Source organism: Pseudonocardia sp. P1 (assembly GCF_000178675.2).
In the GTDB taxonomy this organism is placed as follows: Bacteria; Actinomycetota; Actinomycetes; order Mycobacteriales; family Pseudonocardiaceae; genus Pseudonocardia.
The window spans coordinates 3,974,935-3,990,485 of the sequence record NZ_ADUJ02000001.1 but is presented as its reverse complement, the minus strand read 5'-3'; the positions used below and the strand labels follow the sequence as shown (position 1 = coordinate 3,990,485).

At 73.7% G+C, this 15,551-nt stretch carries 14 protein-coding genes; 4 read left to right on the top strand and 10 right to left on the bottom strand.

Annotated elements, in window-relative coordinates; genetic code table 11:
- The first annotated feature begins 185 nt into the window (after positions 1 to 185).
- A complete protein-coding gene (locus PP1_RS18350) occupies positions 186 to 674 on the top strand; it encodes an inorganic diphosphatase (RefSeq protein WP_010242619.1) in 489 nt (162 codons plus the stop codon).
- Positions 675 to 734: 60 nt separating this feature from the next.
- On the opposite strand, the gene PP1_RS18345 is transcribed toward PP1_RS18350, so the two are convergent.
- Together PP1_RS18345 and PP1_RS18340 are read right to left on the bottom strand one after the other, a co-directional pair.
- Positions 735 to 1,946, bottom strand: coding sequence for an acetyl-CoA C-acetyltransferase (locus PP1_RS18345; RefSeq protein WP_010242617.1), 1,212 nt, complete (start codon positions 1,944 to 1,946; stop codon positions 735 to 737).
- A gap of 13 nt (positions 1,947 to 1,959) precedes the next feature.
- Positions 1,960 to 2,412, bottom strand: coding sequence for a MaoC family dehydratase (locus PP1_RS18340; protein WP_010242615.1), 453 nt, complete (start codon positions 2,410 to 2,412; stop codon positions 1,960 to 1,962).
- 256 nt (positions 2,413 to 2,668) lie between these two features.
- Between PP1_RS18340 and PP1_RS18335 the strand changes: the two genes are divergently transcribed.
- Positions 2,669 to 3,628, top strand: a complete 960-nt coding sequence (locus PP1_RS18335) for an ATP-binding protein (protein ID WP_010242614.1) — start codon at positions 2,669 to 2,671, stop codon at positions 3,626 to 3,628.
- On the top strand, positions 3,625 to 4,434 hold the full coding sequence (locus tag PP1_RS18330; RefSeq protein ID WP_010242612.1) for a SirB1 family protein: 810 nt from the start codon (positions 3,625 to 3,627) through the stop codon (positions 4,432 to 4,434). The genes PP1_RS18335 and PP1_RS18330 overlap by 4 nt, the downstream gene beginning before the upstream one ends.
- A 9-nt stretch (positions 4,435 to 4,443) precedes the next feature.
- On the opposite strand, the gene PP1_RS18325 is transcribed toward PP1_RS18330, so the two are convergent.
- The gene (locus tag PP1_RS18325) at positions 4,444 to 5,820 is read right to left on the bottom strand and encodes an ATP-dependent 6-phosphofructokinase (RefSeq protein ID WP_010242610.1); all 1,377 of its coding nucleotides are present in this window, start codon (positions 5,818 to 5,820) and stop codon (positions 4,444 to 4,446) included.
- A gap of 134 nt (positions 5,821 to 5,954) precedes the next feature.
- Between PP1_RS18325 and surE the strand changes: the two genes are divergently transcribed.
- Complete coding sequence (gene surE, locus PP1_RS18320) at positions 5,955 to 6,743, top strand: 5'/3'-nucleotidase SurE (protein WP_075298255.1); 789 nt, start codon at positions 5,955 to 5,957, stop codon at positions 6,741 to 6,743.
- Positions 6,744 to 6,764: 21 nt separating this feature from the next.
- On the opposite strand, the gene PP1_RS18315 is transcribed toward surE, so the two are convergent.
- The 7 genes from PP1_RS18315 to PP1_RS18285 all read right to left on the bottom strand — a co-directional run bounded on the left by PP1_RS18315 (position 6,765) and on the right by PP1_RS18285 (position 15,482).
- Entirely contained in the window at positions 6,765 to 7,364 is a 600-nt protein-coding gene (locus PP1_RS18315; RefSeq protein WP_075314816.1) for a superoxide dismutase, read from the bottom strand.
- Between the two features lie 45 nt (positions 7,365 to 7,409).
- Positions 7,410 to 7,850: a hypothetical protein gene (locus PP1_RS18310; RefSeq protein ID WP_010230264.1), complete on the bottom strand. Its 441-nt coding sequence runs from the start codon at positions 7,848 to 7,850 to the stop codon at positions 7,410 to 7,412.
- 81 nt (positions 7,851 to 7,931) lie between these two features.
- Positions 7,932 to 9,395, bottom strand: coding sequence for a fused MFS/spermidine synthase (locus PP1_RS18305; RefSeq protein ID WP_075314818.1), 1,464 nt, complete (start codon positions 9,393 to 9,395; stop codon positions 7,932 to 7,934).
- Between the two features lie 45 nt (positions 9,396 to 9,440).
- Positions 9,441 to 10,460 carry an NADP-dependent oxidoreductase gene (locus tag PP1_RS18300; protein ID WP_010230506.1) on the bottom strand — a complete coding sequence of 340 codons (1,020 nt, stop codon included), beginning with the start codon at positions 10,458 to 10,460 and terminating at the stop codon, positions 9,441 to 9,443.
- 182 nt (positions 10,461 to 10,642) lie between these two features.
- Positions 10,643 to 11,803, bottom strand: a complete 1,161-nt coding sequence (locus PP1_RS18295; protein WP_010230504.1) for an acyl-CoA dehydrogenase family protein — start codon at positions 11,801 to 11,803, stop codon at positions 10,643 to 10,645.
- Positions 11,800 to 13,881 (bottom strand): acetyl/propionyl/methylcrotonyl-CoA carboxylase subunit alpha, encoded by a 2,082-nt coding sequence (locus PP1_RS18290; protein WP_170918951.1) that lies wholly within the window; start codon positions 13,879 to 13,881, stop codon positions 11,800 to 11,802. Before PP1_RS18290 ends, PP1_RS18295 begins: the two co-directional genes overlap by 4 nt.
- 14 nt (positions 13,882 to 13,895) lie before the next feature.
- Entirely contained in the window at positions 13,896 to 15,482 is a 1,587-nt protein-coding gene (locus PP1_RS18285) for a carboxyl transferase domain-containing protein (RefSeq protein WP_010227159.1), read from the bottom strand.
- Positions 15,483 to 15,551: the final 69 nt, after the last annotated feature.

Genomic DNA, 15,551 nt, shown 5'->3' with positions numbered 1-15,551 from the left:
CGGCCGACCTGTCCGGGTGGTGGTGCGACGACCGCCACACCGCACCCGCAGAGGGTCACCGGCCTGCACCCACGCGGTCCGGTTCCCTCACACTAGGGGGAAGCACCGACGCCGCCGGAGCGGGCGGGCCACCCGGCCCGCCCCGGGCCCGGTGGTACGTGACCCTCTTCAAGGAGCAACGAACCGTGGACTTCGACGTCACCATCGAAATCCCCAAGGGCGGCCGGAACAAGTACGAGGTCGATCACGAGACCGGCCGTATCCGGCTGGACCGGACCCTCTTCACCGCCACCCAGTACCCCGCCGACTACGGGTTCATCGAGGACACCCTCGGCGAGGACGGGGACCCGCTGGACGCGCTCGTCCTGGTGCAGGAGCCCACCTTCCCGGGCTGCATCATCCGGTCCCGCGCGATCGGGATGTTCCGCATGAAGGACGAGAAGGGCGGCGACGACAAGGTCCTCTGCGTCCCCAGCGACGACCCGCGCCAGGAGCACCTGCGCGACATCCACCACCTGGCCGAGTTCGACCGGGCGGAGATCCAGCACTTCTTCGAGATCTACAAGACGCTGGAGCCGGGCAAGAGCGTCGAGGGCGCCGCCTGGGTCGGCCGCGCCGACGCCGAGCGCGAGATCAAGGCGTCCTACGAGCGGGCCAAGACCGAAGGGCACTGAGGCGCTTCGCGCTCGTGAGTGGTTATCGCGGCTCCAGCCGCGATAACCACTCACGAGCCGTCAGGCCCGCTCGAACACCGCCGCGAGGCCCTGCCCGCCGCCGATGCACATCGTCTCGAGCCCGTAGCGGGCGTCGCGGCGCTGCATCTCGCGGGTCAGGGTGGCCAGGATCCGGCCGCCGGTCGCGCCGACCGGGTGGCCCAGCGAGATCCCCGAGCCGTTGACGTTGGTCCGCTCGAAGTCGGCGTCGGTGAACTTCCACTCCCGGGTGCAGGCCAGGACCTGCGCCGCGAACGCCTCGTTCAGCTCGATCAGGTCGATGTCGGCCAGCGTCAGACCGGCCGCGTCGAGCGCCTTGGCCGTGGCCGGGACCGGGCCGATGCCCATCGTCTTCGGCGGGACCCCGCCCAGGCCCCAGGACACCAGCCGGGCCAGCGGCCGCAGCCCCAGCTCGGCGGCCTTCTCCGGGCTGGTCACCACGCACGCCGAGGCGCCGTCGTTCTGCCCGGAGGCGTTGCCGGCGGTCACCGTGGCCGCGTCGTCGTCACGACCCAGGATCGGGCGCAGCTTCGCCAGGGTCTCCATCGACGAGTCGGGCCGGATGTGCTCGTCGGCCTCGACCACGGTGTCGCCCTTGCGGCCCTTGACCGTGACCGGCACCAGCTCGTCGGCGAACCGGCCCTCGGCCTGCGCCGCGGCGGCCCGGTGGTGCGAGCGCACCGAGAACTCGTCCTGCTCGGAGCGGCCGATCGAGTACTCCCGGCGCAGGTTCTCGGCGGTCTCCAGCATCCCGCCCGGCACCGGGAAGTTCACGCCACCGGCGGTGACCCGGCCCCGGGCCAGCGAGTCGTTGAGCATGACCCCGGGGCCGCCCTTGACCCCCCACCGCATCCCGGTCGAGTAGAACGACGCCGACGACATCGACTCCGCCCCACCGGCCAGCACCACCTCGGCCGCACCGGTCTGCACCTGCATCGCCGCGTAGAGCACGGCCTGCAGACCCGACCCGCACCGGCGGTCCACCTGGATGCCGCCCGCGGTCACCGGGAGCCCGGCGTCCAGCGCCGCGACCCGGCCGATCGCCGGGGCGTCCATCGACGGGTAGCAGTGCCCGAGCACCACGTCGTCCACCACCGCGCCGTCCAGCCCGGTCCGCTCCACCAGCGCCGCGATCACCGTCGCGGCCAGGGTGTGGGCGGGCACGTCGCGCAACGAGCCGCCGAACCCACCCACCGGGGTCCGCAACGGCTCACAGATCACCGCATCACGCATCTGTCCGGTCCTCTCAGACGTACTGCCGGGTCAGCCACTCGGCGACCACGGCGGGCTTCTCGGAGTTCTCGATCTCGACGGTCACCTTCGAGGCGATCTGGACCCCGCCGGAGATGTCGGTGACGTCGATGATCTCGACGCGGCCGCGCACCCGGCTGCCGACCGGGAGCGGGCTGGTGAAGCGCACCTTGTTGAGGCCGTAGTTGACGCCCATCTTCACGCCCTCGATCCGGTACACCCCCTGCACCAGCGTCGGCAGCAGGGACAGCGTGAGGAAGCCGTGGGCGATCGTCGTGCCGAAGGGGCCGTCCTTCGCGCGCTCGGCGTCCACGTGGATCCACTGGTGGTCCCCGGTCGCGTCGGCGAACCCGTCGATCTGCTCCTGCCCGACCTCGACCCAGTCCGAGGCGCCGATCTCGCTCCCCTTCGCCTCCCGCAGCTCGTCGACCCCGTTGAAGACGCGCATCTCCCACCACTTCCGTTCGCTCGGCTCGTCGCTCGCCGGCGACCGCCCACCGTCCCGGCGGCGTCGCCGATGGTCCTTCCCTACCGCACGCGGCGACGCGGGTCGGGGGAACGTCGGGAAACCCACACGCCCCGCCCCGCGGGAACGCCCCGTGTTGACTATGGTCGGTCCGGGAGGAGCCGCCCGCAGGAGATCCGGGCACCGCCTCGACGTGGAAGGCCGCCCACCACATGGACCCGACCGTGACCGACCGCCGATGAGCACTCCGACGACGACGGCGCCCGACCGTCGCCTGGTGCACCGTGCCGTCCCGTACCGGGACCCCGAGCACCAGGCCGAGGTGCTGGCCGGCCCGGTCGGCGACGCCCTCGACCAGAACCGGCGCGCGCTGGTCGTCGTGGAGCAGCGGTGCCGGTCCGAGCTGCAGCGGTCGCTGGGCAGCGACGCGGGGGTCAGATACTGCCGCCCGGAGCGGATGCACTCCGCGCCGCCCTTCACCGTCGCCGGGCGCTGGAGCCGCGCCGTGCGCGACGCGATCGTCGAGGGCGCCCCCGGGGTGTGCACGGTCGGGCAGCCGCTCGACCTGCCCGGCACCGACCCGGCGTACTGGACTCGGCTGGACCTGGCGCTCGACCACGCGATGCACGGCCTGCCCGTCGAGATGCTGTGCTGCTTCGCCGACGACCGAGGCGCCCGCGCGGAGGCCGGCGCGCTGCACGACGAGTTCCTCGTCGACGGCGACCCGGTACCCAGCGAGTACCGCCGCGACCACCGCACGCTGCTCGCGGAGAACCCGCAGGCGGCGCCCGCTGACCTGGGTGTGCCGCTGCTCGTGCTGCCCGTCGGGCTGGACCGCCTGTCCACGATGCGCCGCGTCGTCCACCGCCAGGCGGTGCTGACCGGGTTCGGCCCGGAGCGCGCCGAGGACCTGGTGCTGGCCGTCAACGAACTCGTCAGCAACGGCATCGAGCACGGCTCGGGCGGCCCGGTGCTGCGGATGTGGCGGACACCGGAGGGCCTGGTCGCCGAGATGACCGACCCGTCGGCCTTCCACCTGCCGTTCCCCGGACTGGCCGCGCCGTCGCCGTCCGGGCGCCGCGGGCGCGGCATGTGGATGGCCTCCGAGCTGACCGACGTGCTGCAGGTGTGGACCGCCGAGGACGACCCGGGCCGGGTGCACGGCACCGTCGTACGGGTGACGGCGGGCCCGCCGTGACCGCCGCCGCCGATCCGGTCGTCCGTTTCCTGCGGATGGTCAGCGGACCGGAACCCGACCTCGACCGTGCCGCCTGTGCGATCGCCGCGGGCGCCGGCGGGGACGGCGGTGCGACCGCCCGCGCGCTGGCCACCCTCGACGAGCTCGCCGACGGGGTGACCGGCCTGGAGTCGTTGCTGCACCGGCTGTTCACCGAGGCGGGCTTCGCCGGCAACACCGCCGAGTACGGCGACCCGCGCAACTCGTTCCTGCCCGACGTCCTGGAGCGCCGCACCGGCATCCCGATCACGCTGTCGGTGGTCGCGATCGAGGTGGGCCGCCGGGCCGGGGTGCCGCTGGAGGGCGTCGGGATGCCCGGGCACTTCCTGGTGCGGGTGCCCGGCAGCGACCGCTACCTCGACGTGTTCGACCGCGGCCGCCGGCTGGACCTCGCCGGGTGCGAGGCGCTGTTCCGCGCGACGACCGGCGCGGGGCCGGAGGCGCCGTTCGGGGCGAACCTGCTGCCGCGGGTGTCGACCCGGCAGATCCTGGCCCGGATGCTCGACAACCTGCGCGCGGTCTACGCGCGGCAGAAGAGCCACACCGACCTGGAGTGGGTGCTGCGGATGCGGCTCGGGCTGCGCCACCGCGGCCCCGAGCTGATCCGCGAGCTCGGCGACGTCCTGGCCGCGCAGGCGCGGTGGGACGAGGCCGCCCGGCTCATGGAGTCCTGGGTGGACGGCCCGGGGCGCGGGTCGCGATCGGGTGCCGAGGTCCTCGACGAGGTCCGGACCGAGGCACGCAAGCACCGCGCGCACCTCAACTGACCGGGCGGCTCAGGTGTGCGGCGCCCGCGTCGGCGCCCCGGAGTCCTCCCCGAACCGCCACGGCTGCCCGGTCGACTCCAGCACCGCCATCCACAGGTCGCCGTGCGGGTCGACCTGGTTGCGCCGGCTCACGGCGAGGGCCATCGGGATGTGCACGAACCGGCGCCGGACTCGCCCCACCACCATCGACGTCCGGCCGGACATCGCCGCGTGCACCGCGGCCTGCGACAGCCGGACCGTGTAGACGCTGTCGTACGGGTTCGCCGGCACGCTGCGGATCAGGTAGCTGGGGTCGACGTAGCGGACGGTCGTCTCCATCCCGGCGTCGGCGAACGCGTCGCTGATCTGCTCCCGCAGCCACGGCCCGACGTCGGCGAGCTTGGCGTTGCCGGAGGCGTCGGTGCGGCCGATCGGCGGCAGCAGCTCCTGCCCCGCCCCCTCCGCCACGACGACGACGGCGTGCCCGCGCTGCTCCACCCGTCGTCTCAGGTGGTGCAGCAGGCCGGTCTCGCCGTCGAGCTCGAACGGGACCTCCGGGATCAGCACGGCGTCGGCGTCGGACCGGACCAGCGACGCGTAGCAGGCGATGAAGCCGGAGTGCCGGCCCATCAGCTTGACCAGGCCGACCCCGCCGGGGGTGGACTTCGCCTCCACCGTCACCGACCGGATGGCCTCGCTGGCCTGGGAGAACGCCGTCTGGAAGCCGAAGCTCTGGTCGATGAAGGGGATGTCGTTGTCGATCGTCTTCGGGATGCCGACGACGGCGATCCGCAGGCCCCGCTCGGCCACCACCCTGGCGATCTCCATCGCGCCGCGCATCGTGCCGTCGCCGCCGATCACGAACAGCACGTTGAGGTGCATCTGCTCGAGGCAGTCGACGATCTCCTCGGGGTCCTGCGGGCCGCGGGAGGTGCCGAGGAAGGTGCCGCCGTCGACCGGGATGTCGCGCACCGACTCCGGCGTCAGCTCGACGACGTCGTGCCCGTAGGAGGAGACGAAGCCGCGGTAGCCGTTGCGGAACCCGACGACCCGCCGGACGCCGTAGTGGTAGGTCAGCGTGCGCACCAGACCGGCGATCACGTCGTTGAGGCCGGGGCACAGGCCACCGCAGGTGACGATGCCCGCCCGCGTCTTGGACGGGTCGAAGTAGATCTGCCGGCGCGGGCCGCACGGTTCGAGGCCGGGCAGCTCCTCGACGTCGACCCCGCGGGCCTTGAGCCCGGCGGCGGTGTCGTCGAGCAGGACGCGGTCACCGGCGTCGACGTAGTGCTCGGTGGTGCGGCGGGCGTCGAGCAGGGGAGCGAGCGGTGAGGTGATGCGGGCGGGCCCGAGAGTGTCGATCGCCAGGTCGCCCGGCGTGATGCTGCTGTACTCCCAGGTCGTCACGCGCTGTCCCACTCCCTGTCGGTGTATCGATCCCGTAGCGGGGTCAATCGTGGCCTACCGGGACGGGGCCGTCGATCGGGGCCCCGGTGGGTGTGACCGCGCTCGCCCGGCCGGGACGCGCCTAGGCTGGGCCGGTGCCCCTCGCCCTGATCACGAACGACGACGGCATCGACTCCCCCGGGCTGTACGCACTGGCCAGGGGGGCGCGCGACGCCGGGTACGACGTCGTCGTCGCCGCCCCCGCCGCGGACGCGAGCGGTGCGGGCGGCTCCGTCCGGTCCGTCACCGACGACGGCCACACCGCCGTGCACGCCCGCGACGACATCGGCGAGCTCGACGGGATCGAGGCGTGGGCGGTCGCGGCCGACCCGGCGTACATCGTGCACGCGGCCGGGCAGGGCTGGTTCGCCCGCGAGCCGGACGTCGTGCTGTCCGGGATCAACGTCGGCGCGAACACCGGCGCCCAGGTGTTGCACTCGGGCACGGTCGGGGCGGTGCTCACCGGGGCGCTGCACGGCTGGTCGGGCATCGCCCTGTCGCTGGCCTGCGGCCTGTCGACGCCGGCCGAGCCGAACTGGGCCACGGTGACCGGACTGCTGCCCGAGCTGCTGGAGCGGCTGCGGTCCCGTCCCGCCGGGACGCCGTGGACGGTGAACGTCCCCGACGTCCCGGCGGCCGGGCTGCCGCCGCTGCGGGAGGCCGCGCTCTGCGCGACCGGCGCGGTGCGGGTGCGGGTGGCGCACCGGGCGCCGGAACGCGGCCCCGACGGGGTGCGGCCGGGCGGGTTGCGGACGTTCGTCTCGGAGGACCACTCCGAGGCGCTGCCCGGCACCGACGTGGCCCTGCTCGCCGCCGGCCACCCGACGGTCACCGAGCTCGCCCCCATCGGCTCCCGCGCCGGGGGCACCGGCTACCCGGCCTGAGCCGGGCCGCCCCGCCCCCCGTCAGCCGCGCGCGGCAGCGAAGCGCTCGGCGGCGTCCGCCCAGTCGACGACGTTCCACCAGGCCTTGACGTAGCCCGGCTTCACGTTCTTGTACTGCAGGTAGAACGCGTGCTCCCACATGTCGAGCAGCACGATCGGGGTCTGCCCGGCGGGGAGCTGGGACTGCTGGTCGTAGAGCTGGTGGATCAGCAGCTTCTGCCCGAGCCGGTCGAAGCCCAGGACGGCCCAGCCGGAGCCCTGGATGGTGGTGGCGGCGGCGGTGAAGTGCGCCTGGAACGCGTCGAACGACCCGAAGTCGTCGTCGATCGCGGAGGCGAGGTCACCGGTGGGCTTGTCGCCGCCGTCCGGGGGGAGGTTCTTCCAGAAGGCGGAGTGGTTGACGTGCCCGCCGAGGTTGAACGCGAGGGTCTTCTCCAGGCCGACGACGGCGCCGAAGTCGTTCGTCGAACGGGCCTCGGCGAGCTTGTCGATGGTGTCGTTGAGGCCCTGGACGTAGGTGTTGTGGTGCTTGGAGTGGTGCAGCTCCATGATCTCCGGCGCGATGTGCGGAGCGAGTGCGCCGTAGTCGTAGGGCAGGTCCGGAAGCGTGTACTGAGCCATGCCCGGAAGCCTCGGACCTCTACCCGGCTTCAGGTCAAGTGTGACCTAGTTCTCGTCGCGCCCGGTCAGCGCCTGCTCGAGCTCGTCGGCCAGGTGCACGACCTGCCGGAACGGGAACTCGAAACCGTCGAGCGCTGCGGGGCCCAGCGGGATCGAGTGCCGGTACACGATCACGCCCTCCTCGGCCGCGAGCCCGCCCACCACCGACGGGCCGGCCAGCTCCAGCGCCTTCGCGAGGTCGACGTCGCCGAGCCGGGCGACGGGCGACTCGATCTGCACCCACACCTGGTCCGGGTCGGCGACGGCCGCGGCGGCGTCGGTCACCTCGACGCCCGGCCGCGCGGCGGCCTCCCGGATCCGCTTCACGACGACCAGCTGGGTCCGGTCCCCGGTCGTCGGGAGCCGGAACCGGAGCTCGTCGGCGGTCTGCCGGACGATCTCGTACCGCACCACCACGTAGGAGTGCAGGTCTTCCCAGGTCGCCACAGCGGATTCCCCTCGTGAGTCACGTGCCTCCGGCGAACGCGACCCTAGCGTGATCCGGCCCGCGGCCACCCGGGACCGGGCTCAGCCCTCCAGGCCGGTGGTGATGAGCTGGTCGACCGGGGCACGGTCGTCGGTCAGCACCGGCGCCCCGGCGGTGAACGCGGCGGTGCGGGCCGGGTCGAGCACCGCGCCGGGCTCGCCGCTGCGGGCGACCGCGGCCTCCAGCGCCGCCGGGTCGACCGGCCGGTCGGACGCGACGACCACGACGTTCCCGCCGCCGTCCGGTGCGAGCTCGTCGGGCCGGGCCACCAGCATCGTCGTGCCGAAGCTGCCGTCGACCGTCGCCGTCGCGGCGCGCAGCAGGTCCAGCGGGTCGCGGTCGATCACGTTGAGCACGTAGAGCCCGCCGGGACGCAGCACCCGCTGCACCTCGGCGAGGAACTCGCGGGTCGACAGGTGCCACGGCACCGAGCGGGCGCCGAACGCGTCGCCGACGACGACATCGGCCGAGTCGTCGGGTCGCTCGGCGAGCCCCACCCGGGCGTCGCCGGTGCGGACGGTCGTCGCCGGGATCGCACCGGCGTCCAGCTCGCGCACGCCCAGGTCGACCACCCCGCGGTCGAGCTCCAGCACGGCCGAGGTGCTCCCCGGACGGGTCGCGGCCAGCCACCGCGGCACGGTGAGCGCCCCACCGCCGACGTGCACGGCGTCCAGCGGCCGTCCCGGCGGGAACGCGGTGTCGACCGCGGCCGCGAACCGTTTCGTGTAGGCGAACTCCAGGTGCGCGGGATCGCCGAGCCGGACGTAGGAGTGCCGGAGGTCGTCGAGCACCAGGTAGCGCCCGGCCGGGTCGTCCGGGTCGGGCTGCACGGACGCGCAGTAGTAGGTGGTGTCGGCGTCGCACCGGCCCGGGACGGCGACGAGCGCGACGGCGAGCAGGACCGCCGCCGTGCCGCCCCGCAGCAGGTCCCGGCGCCGGCGCCACGGCGCGACGACGAGCCCGAGCACCAGGCACGCGGCGGCGGTGACCAGCAGGATCGCGCTCACCGGAAGCAACGCCACCAGCACGAAACCGGTCAGGAAGGTGCCGGCGAGGGAGCCGACGGTCCCGGCCGCGGACAGCCCGCCGACGACCTCACCGGAGCGGTCGAGACCCGTCAGCCGCGCCTTCGTGACGGCCGGGGTGACCGCCGACAGCGCGGTCACCGAGACCAGTGTGGACGCCGCGACGAGGAGGACCGCCGCGTACGGCCCGGCACCCAGCAGCGGGCCGAGGAGCCGGACGATCGGGCGCACGGCGAGCGTGCCGAGCCCGCCGATCACGAGCATCAGCCCCGCGACGGCCACCGGGTCGCGCTCGTCGGCCCACTTCCCGCCGAGCGCGGCGCCGGCGGCGATCCCGGCCAGCGCCACCCCGATCACCGCGGTCGTGGACTCCAGGGTCAGCCCGACGTACGGGGCCACCAGCCGCGTCGCGAGGGTCTCGACGACGAGGATCGCCGCTCCGGAGACGACGACGGCGGTCCGGGCGAGGGCGAGGCGCACCCCGTCATCGTGCCCGGCCCGCGCGCCGCACCCCGGTGGCGGGGTTCAGTCCCGGCGCAGGCGCAGCACCAGCTTGCCGGTGTTCTCGCCGCGGAACAGGCGCAGCAGGACCTCGGGGAAGTCGTCCACGGTGCCGTCGACGACGTCCTCCCGGCTGTGGATGCGGCCCTCGGCCAGCCACCCGGCGAGCTCGGTGCCCGCCTCGCCCCACCGGTCGACGTAGTCGCCGACCAGGAAGCCCTCCATCCGGGCCCGGTACACGAGCAGGTTCATGTAGTTGCGCGGGCCCTGCATGCCGCTGTCGGAGTTGTACTGGCTGATGGCGCCGCAGATGACGACGCGGGCGTGCATCGCGAGCCTGCCGAGCACGGCGTCGAGGATCTCCCCGCCGACGTTGTCGAAGTAGACGTCGACGCCGTCGGGGGCGAGCTCGCGCAGCCGCTGCGACACGTTCTCGGTGCGGTAGTCGATCGCGGCGTCGAAGCCGAGCTCGCCGGTGACCCAGGAACACTTCTCCGGCCCGCCGGCGATGCCGACCACCCGGGCACCCCGGATCTTCGCAAGCTGCCCCACGACGCTGCCGACCGCGCCCGCGGCACCGGAGACGACGACGGTCTCCCCCTCCTTCAGCGCACCGACGTCGAAGAGCCCGAACCAGGCGGTCATGCCGGTCATCCCGAGCAGCGCGAGGTAGCGCTCCGGCGGGACCTCGGCGGTGGGCCGCACCTTCTGCAGGCCGGAGCCGTCGGTCTCGACGTAGTCCTGCACGCCGAGCACGCCGGTGACGGTGTCGCCGACGGCGAAGCCCGGGTGGTTCGACGCCACGACCTCGCCGAGGCCCAGCGCCCGCATGACGGAGCCGATCCCGACCGGCGGGGCGTAGGACTTCCCCTCGTTCATCCAGCCGCGCATCGCCGGGTCCAGGGAGACGTGGCTGACGCGGACGACGAACCGCCCCTCGCCGGGCTCCGGGACCGGCTCGGAGGTGTGCTCCCACACCTCGGGGCCGGGGAGCCCGGTCGGGCGGGCGGCGAGGCGTACCTGGTGGTTGAGGTCGTTACCCATGGGTACCGGTCTACCCGCGCAGCGCGCCCCGCACCCCATCACAGTCATCACCCGGCCCCCGGGAATGTCGTTCACCCACCGAACGAACCCCGCCCCGCTCACCGGTTCCGCCGGTGCTCACGCGATCGGGCGAGCGCCGACGGAACCCGTGAGCGTCCGCGCTACAGGCCCAGGTGGCGGGGCTACAGGCCCAGGTGGCGGGCTATCAGGAGTTTCTGGACCTCTGAGGTGCCTTCGCCTATCTCCAGGATCTTCGCGTCGCGGTAGAAGCGGCCGACGGGGTACTCGTTCATGAAGCCGTAGCCGCCGAAGACCTGCGTGGCGTCGCGGGCGTTGTCCATCGCCGCGTTCGAGGCGACGAGCTTCGCGATCGCCGCCTCCTTCTTGAACGGCTCCCCGTCGACGAGGAGCCGGGCGGCGTGCTGCCACGCGAGCCGGGCGGTGTGCACCCGGGCCTCCATCTCGGCGATCTTGAACTGGATCGCCTGGTAGCCACCGATCGTCCGGCCGAACGCCTCCCGCTCACCGGCGTAGCGCACCGACTCGTCGACGCAGCCCTGGGCCAGCCCGACCGAGAGCGCGGCGATCGCGACCCGGCCCTCGTCCAGGATGGACAGGAACTGGGCGTAGCCGCGGCCGCGCTCGCCGAGCAGGTTCGCCTCGGGGACACGGACGTCGTCGAAGAACAGCTCCCGGGTGTCCGAGCAGTTCCAGCCGACCTTGGAGTACTTCCCACCGACGGTGAACCCGGGCGTCCCGGCGGGGACGAGGATCGCCGAGATCTCCTTGCCGCCGTCGGGCTTCTCGCCGGTCACGGCGGTGACGGTGACGACCGAGGTGATGTCGGTGCCGGAGTTGGTGATGAAGCACTTCGACCCGTTGATCACCCACTCGCCGTCCTCGAGGCGGGCGGTGGTGCGGGTGGCGCCGGCGTCGGACCCGCCACCTGGCTCGGTGAGCCCGAACGCGCCGAGCGCCCGCCCGGCGGCGAGGTCGGGCAGCCAGCGGGCCTTCTGCTCCTCGGTGCCGAAGCGGAGGATCGGCATGGCACCGAGCCCGACGCCGGCCTCGACGGTGATCGAGACCGACGAGTCGACCCGGGCGAGCTCCTCCAGGGCCAGGCAGAGCGCGTAGTAGTCGCCGCCCATGCCGCCGTAGGACTCGGGGACGGGCAGGCCGAACAGGCCCATCGCGCCCATCTTCGCGGTGATGTCGTACGGGAACTCCTCGCGGATGTAGAGGTCCCCGATGACCGGGGCGACCTCCCTGCGCGCGAACTCCTCGACCGAGACCCGCAGTGCCTCGTACTCCTCGGCGGAGGTCCGTCCGGTGGCGGTGGTCATGCCGACTCCTCCTTCTCGGGAGCCGCCTCGACGACCAGCAGCACCGCGTCCTTCGCGACGGTGGCTCCGGGGCGGGCCCTCAGCTCGCGCACCGTCCCGTCGACGGGGGCGGTGAGCACGTGTTCCATCTTCATGGCCTCGACGACCACCAGCGTCGCGCCGGCGGTCACGGTGTCGCCCTCGGCGACGGCGACGACGGTCACGGTGCCCGGCATCGGCGAGACGACCGGGCCGCCGTCGTCCTCGGCGGCGGTGCGGGCTGCCTCCAATGGCTCCTGCTCGCGGACGCCCCAGGCGTGGCCGTCGCGCCCGATCCAGAGCACCCCGTCGGACGCCTGGGCGACCGCGTAGCGGCGGGTGCGGCCGTCGTGGGTGTGCTCGACCGCCCCCGGCCCGACGGCGGCGGTGCGGCAGCGGTGCACCGGTGCGGCCCCGGTCGCGGACGCGGGGGTCGCCCCGTCCTCGCCGTCCCGGCCGGGCAGTGCCAGGTCGAACCCGGCGGCGCGGCCGCGGACCCGCACCTCGGCGGCGTCCGCCCCGGCGGCGACCAGCCGCCGCACGGTCCAGGCCGGCTCACCGACCCGCCAGCCGCCCGGGACGTCGAACGGGTCGACGACCCGCGGTGCCTCGGACGGCGACACCGGCTCCAGCCGCAGCAGCGCCTGCCCGGCGACCGCGCCGAGCACGTCCTCGGGGACGCCGGTGTCCACCAGCGCCGCCCCGCGCCGCGCGATCAGGCCGGTGTCGAGCCGGCCGGCGCGGACGTCGTCGTCGGCGAGCAGTGCCCGCAGGAAGGCCACGTTGGAGTCGAGCCCGAGCAGGACCGTGTCGCGCAGGGCGCCGTCGAGCCGGCGCAGCGCCTCGTCGCGGGTGGCGCCGTGGGCGATCACCTTGGCGAGCATCGGGTCGTAGTCCGAGCCGACGACCGTGCCGGTCGCGATGCCCGAGTCGACCCGCACCCCGGCGGCCGGGCTCCAGTCGAGCACCGGCCCGCCGCTCGGGAGGAAGGTCAGCGCGCCCTCGTGCACCGCGGTCGACTCGGCGTAGACCCGGGCCTCGACGGCGTGGCCGGTCAGCACGACGTCGTCCTGACCGATCGGCAGCGGCTCCCCGGCGGCGACCCGCAGCTGGAGCTCGACCAGGTCCAGGCCGGTGACCTCCTCGGTGACCGGGTGCTCGACCTGCAGCCGGGTGTTCATCTCCAGGAAGAAGAACTCGAGATCGGACGCCGCCCGGTCACCGCTCACGATGAACTCGACGGTCCCGGCGCCGGTGTAGCCCACAGCGCGGGCCGCCTCGCAGGCCGCACGGCCCATCTCGGCACGCTGCGCGTCGGTGAGCAGCGCCGACGGCGCCTCCTCGATGATCTTCTGGTGCCTGCGCTGCAGCGAGCACTCGCGCTCGCCGAGGTGGACGACGCCGCCGTGGGCGTCGGCCATCACCTGGATCTCGATGTGGCGCGGGGTGGTGACCAGGCGCTCGACGAGCAGGGTGTCGTCGCCGAACGAGCCGCGGGCCTCGCGCCGGGCCCCGGCGATGGCGTCGGCGAGGCCCTCCGGGGAGTGCACCTCGCGCATGCCCTTGCCGCCCCCGCCGGCGCTCGGCTTGAGCAGGACCGGGTAGCCGATGTCGGCGACGACGGCGGTGAGCTCGTCGTCGGACAGGCCCGCCCCGTCGGAGCCGGGCACGACCGGCACCCCGGCCTTGGCGACGGTCTGCTTGGCGCGGATCTTGTCGCCCATCGCCTCGATCGCCGACGACGGCGGCCCGACGAACGCGATCCCGGCCTGCTCGCAGGCGGTGGCGAACGCGGTGTTCTCGGACAGGAAGCCGTAGCCGGGGTGGATCGCCTGCGCGCCGGTGGCCCGGGCCGCGGCGATCACGTTCTCGATCGACAGGTAGGACTCGGCGGCCGCGGCGGGCCCGATCCGGACCGCCTCGTCGGCGGCGCGGACGTGCGGGGCGGAGGAGTCGGCGTCGGAGTACACGGCGACGCTGCGCACGCCGAGCGCGCGCAGGGTGCGGACGACCCGGACGGCGATCTCGCCGCGGTTGGCGACCAGGACGGTGTCGAACATGCGGCTCACGGCCCTCACATCCGGAAGACGCCGAAGGCCGGGTCGGCCAGGGGCGCGTTGGCGGCGACGGACAGGGACAGGCCCAGCACCGTGCGGGTGTCGGCGGGGTCGATGACGCCGTCGTCCCACAGCCGGGCGGTGGAGTAGTAGGGGTGGCCCTGCGCCTCGTACTGGGCGCGGATCGCGTCCGGATCGGCGTTGCCGACGGTGCCGAGCACGGTCGCGGCCTGCTCCCCGCCCATGACGGAGACGCGGGCGTTGGGCCACATGAACAGGAACCGCGGCGAGTACGCCCGCCCGCACATGGCGTAGTTCCCGGCGCCGAACGACCCGCCGATGACGACGGTCAGCTTCGGCACCCGCGTCGAGGCGACGGCGGTGACCATCTTGGCGCCGTTCTTCGCGATCCCGCCGGCCTCGTAGTCGCGGCCGACCATGAACCCGGAGATGTTCTGCAGGAACACCAGCGGGATCCCGCGCTGGTCGCACAGCTCGACGAAGTGCGCGCCCTTGACCGCGGACTCGGAGAACAGGATCCCGTTGTTCGCCACGATCCCGACCGGGTGGCCGTGGATCCGGGCGAAACCGGTGACCAGCGTCGTGCCGTACTCGGACTTGAACTCGCCGAACCGGGAGCCGTCGACGACGCGGGCGATCACCTCGCGCACGTCGTAGGGGGTCCGCGAGTCGGCCGGGACCGCGCCGTAGAGCTCCGCCGGGTCGACGGCCGGGGCCTCGGTCTGCGCGACGTCCCACGGCCGCGGGGCGCGCGGGCCGAGCGTGCCGACGATGGCCCGGACCCGCTGGAGGGCGTCGGCGTCGTCGGCGGCCAGGTGGTCGGTCACCCCGGAGGTCTTCGAGTGCAGGTCCCCGCCGCCCAGCTCCTCGGCGGTGACGACCTCACCGGTCGCCGCCTTCACCAGCGGGGGGCCGCCGAGGAAGATCGTGCCCTGGTTGCGGACGATCACCGCCTCGTCCGACATCGCCGGCACGTAGGCGCCACCCGCGGTGCAGGAGCCCAGCACGGCGGCGATCTGCGGGATGCCCTGCCCGGACATCTGCGCCTGGTTGTAGAAGATCCGGCCGAAGTGCTCGCGGTCCGGGAAGACCTGGTCCTGCTCGGGCAGGTAGGCGCCGCCGGAGTCGACCAGGTAGACGCAGGGCAGCCTGTTCTGCAGCGCCACCTCCTGCGCCCGGAGGTGCTTCTTGACCGTCATCGGGTAGTAGGTGCCGCCCTTGACCGTCGCGTCGTTGGCGACGATCACGCACTCGCGACCGGCCACCCGGCCGACACCGGTGATCATCCCGGCGCCGGGGGCCTGGTCGTCGTACATGCCGTGCGCCGCCATCGGCGACAGCTCCAGGAACGGCGACGACGGGTCGACCAGCGAGTCCACCCGGTCCCGTGGCAGCAGTTTGCCGCGCTCCACGTGGCGGGTCCGCGACCGCTCGGGTCCGCCCAGCCGGGCCGAGGCGAGCTGCGCGTTCAGGTCCGCCACCAGGTCGCGGTGCGCGGCGGCGTTCGCCGCGAACCCGTCGCCGGACGGGTCGACCGCCGTGCCGAGCCTGGGCGCTCCCTGCGCCGCTTCCGGGACCACCATCCGTACCTCCTGTTAACGACCGTTAACAGGTTAGCGCTCGTTAACGTGGTTCGTCCAGCACCGGTCCCC

Coding starts and splice junctions, on each gene's coding strand:
- PP1_RS18300 (WP_010230506.1), bottom strand. CDS start 10,460: ATGGGTAACGACCTCAACCACCAGGTACGCCTCGCCGCCCGCCCGACC.
- PP1_RS18290 (WP_170918951.1), bottom strand. CDS start 13,881: ATGTTCGACACCGTCCTGGTCGCCAACCGCGGCGAGATCGCCGTCCGG.
- PP1_RS18335 (WP_010242614.1), top strand. CDS start 2,669: ATGAGCACTCCGACGACGACGGCGCCCGACCGTCGCCTGGTGCACCGT.
- PP1_RS18315 (WP_075314816.1), bottom strand. CDS start 7,364: ATGGCTCAGTACACGCTTCCGGACCTGCCCTACGACTACGGCGCACTC.
- PP1_RS18340 (WP_010242615.1), bottom strand. CDS start 2,412: ATGCGCGTCTTCAACGGGGTCGACGAGCTGCGGGAGGCGAAGGGGAGC.
- PP1_RS18295 (WP_010230504.1), bottom strand. CDS start 11,803: ATGACCACCGCCACCGGACGGACCTCCGCCGAGGAGTACGAGGCACTG.
- PP1_RS18285 (WP_010227159.1), bottom strand. CDS start 15,482: ATGGTGGTCCCGGAAGCGGCGCAGGGAGCGCCCAGGCTCGGCACGGCG.
- PP1_RS18345 (WP_010242617.1), bottom strand. CDS start 1,946: ATGCGTGATGCGGTGATCTGTGAGCCGTTGCGGACCCCGGTGGGTGGG.